Here is a 1,692-nt window from a genome sequence, read left to right as displayed (position 1 = left end):
GACCAGTCCTTGCTGGTCGCGTGCGCGGGACCCGGCGACGGTATAGGTGCCGGCCTGAACCACGCCGGAAAATTCGTGCTTTTCGTAGCGATAGCTGGCGCCGGCGTTGAGATCAACCTGGCCTGTGTTGAAGTCGTTGTACTTGGCATTGATGCGCGAATTGCCGCTTGCGTTGGCGATCAACGACCAGCGCGGATCGACGACGTAGCGGGCTGACAAGCCGCCGCCCAGCGTCATGAAGGCATCCTTGGTCTCAACACCCGAAGCATTGAGGGTGAAAATTGCGCCGCCAAAAAGCGGAACCGCGACATTGGGATTGCCGGGGCCGCTGTTGACATTGGTGTCGTAGCCAACACTGGCCTCGAGGTAGGGTTTGACGGATGAACGGGCAGCTTCTTCCGTACGGTCGATGGCCTGCAGGAACTGGTCAATGGTGGCGGCCGCTTCCGCCGGGATGTTGTCCTGCTTGGTTTCCAGCAGTACCTTGCGCGAGCCAGCGTTGTCTCCGACGGCAAACAGGGCCCGGCCAAGCTCCGCGCGTGCGCGGGAGTTGGCCGGCTGCACCGCCAGCACGCGTTCGAGCGCGAATATGGCGCGGGTGAATTGTCCTGTGTCGTTAGCGGCGATACCCAGCACCGTGTCAAAGTCCGGGTCGCCCGCGCGTGCGGTCTCCTGCGGCTCAAGCAGATCAAAGGCTTTTTGTGGCTGGCTCTGGTCGAGCAGGGCGCGTGCTTCACCGACCAGGGCATCGACTTCCGCATGCGCCGCGGTGGCCACCATGACGGCAAGAAAAATGCCCGTGCTTTTGAGGAAAAATATATTTTTTGAAAACATAAGTATTGGTTTTTACCGCCCCGGGGTAACAACTCGTAAGTAACAAAAGTTTTATATCACGGCAAGGGGTCTTTCACCGCTTTATTACACCTGTGACGCCCTTCGAAAGTGCATGGAGGCAACACCTTTTGGCCRTTTTGCGGTCCGGCTGGTGATATTTACGTTTTTGCGATGCGTGCATAGGGTATTTACGGGTTTTTGGAGACAGCTTCATGTTTAATATCAGTAATTACTTATATTAAGAAAAAATCGCTATGAACGAGATGATCCAGACCAGCGCGCAAGTCGAAAGGGGCCGTGTGTTCGAGCTTGCGGCCGAGCTGTTTGCCGTACTTGCAACGCCGATGCGCCTGCGCGTCCTGAGCGCTTTGTGCGAACGTGAAAAATCGGTGAACGAGTTGCTGGCAGAAATCGACACGACCCAGCCCAACCTGTCGCAGCATCTGGCCGTGCTGTACCGCACCGGTGTGCTGGCCAAGCGCAAGGAAGGCACCCAGGTGATTTACCGCGTGCAGAGCGAAAAAGCCGTAGCGCTGTGCCGCAGCGTCTGCACCCAGATCGCCATTGAGCTGGATGAGCCGGGCGGATTGTCACCGGCCGAAAGCCTGTCGCCGCGATCCGCCTCCCACGACGCCTGAACCGAAAGAACGCCTTTTATGCTGAGCCGTTTTATACAGCGCGCACCCGAGAATTTTCTCTCAGGGGCGCAAATAGCGGATGTGCGAGCCGGGCGCCGCGGTTTTCTGGCCAGCGCGTTTGCGGCTGCATCGGCCGGGGTGGCGGCGGTGGGCCAGGCACGGGCTGCGACTCCGGAAGGCGATGCCAATATCCTGAATCTTCCTGCCCATAGCAAGGGCC

At 58.7% G+C, this 1,692-nt stretch carries 2 protein-coding genes and 1 pseudogene; 2 read left to right on the top strand and 1 reads right to left on the bottom strand.

Annotated features, from left to right (window positions below; genetic code table 11):
• Positions 1 to 834, bottom strand: an 834-nt coding sequence (locus AC1D0Z_RS21150) for a tetratricopeptide repeat protein (protein ID WP_477660121.1), incomplete at its 3' end; no start/stop codon positions are given.
• A 254-nt stretch (positions 835 to 1,088) separates the two neighbouring features.
• Here AC1D0Z_RS21150 and AC1D0Z_RS21145 point away from each other — a divergent pair.
• Both AC1D0Z_RS21145 and AC1D0Z_RS21140 read left to right on the top strand, forming a co-directional pair.
• On the top strand, positions 1,089 to 1,472 hold the full coding sequence (locus AC1D0Z_RS21145; RefSeq protein ID WP_457280648.1) for an ArsR/SmtB family transcription factor: 384 nt from the start codon (positions 1,089 to 1,091) through the stop codon (positions 1,470 to 1,472).
• A gap of 18 nt (positions 1,473 to 1,490) precedes the next feature.
• Positions 1,491 to 1,692: pseudogene (locus tag AC1D0Z_RS21140) on the top strand (sulfite dehydrogenase); the annotation flags it as partial.

Source organism: Polaromonas sp. P1_E3 (assembly GCF_056405935.1).
Note: the sequence above shows the minus strand (reverse complement) of the source record. Positions and strands in the feature narration are given on the sequence as shown.

What these genes read in the sequence shown, in the direction of transcription:
- AC1D0Z_RS21145 (WP_457280648.1), top strand. Translation starts at nt 1,089, where the DNA reads ATGAACGAGATGATCCAGACCAGCGCGCAAGTCGAAAGGGGCCGTGTG.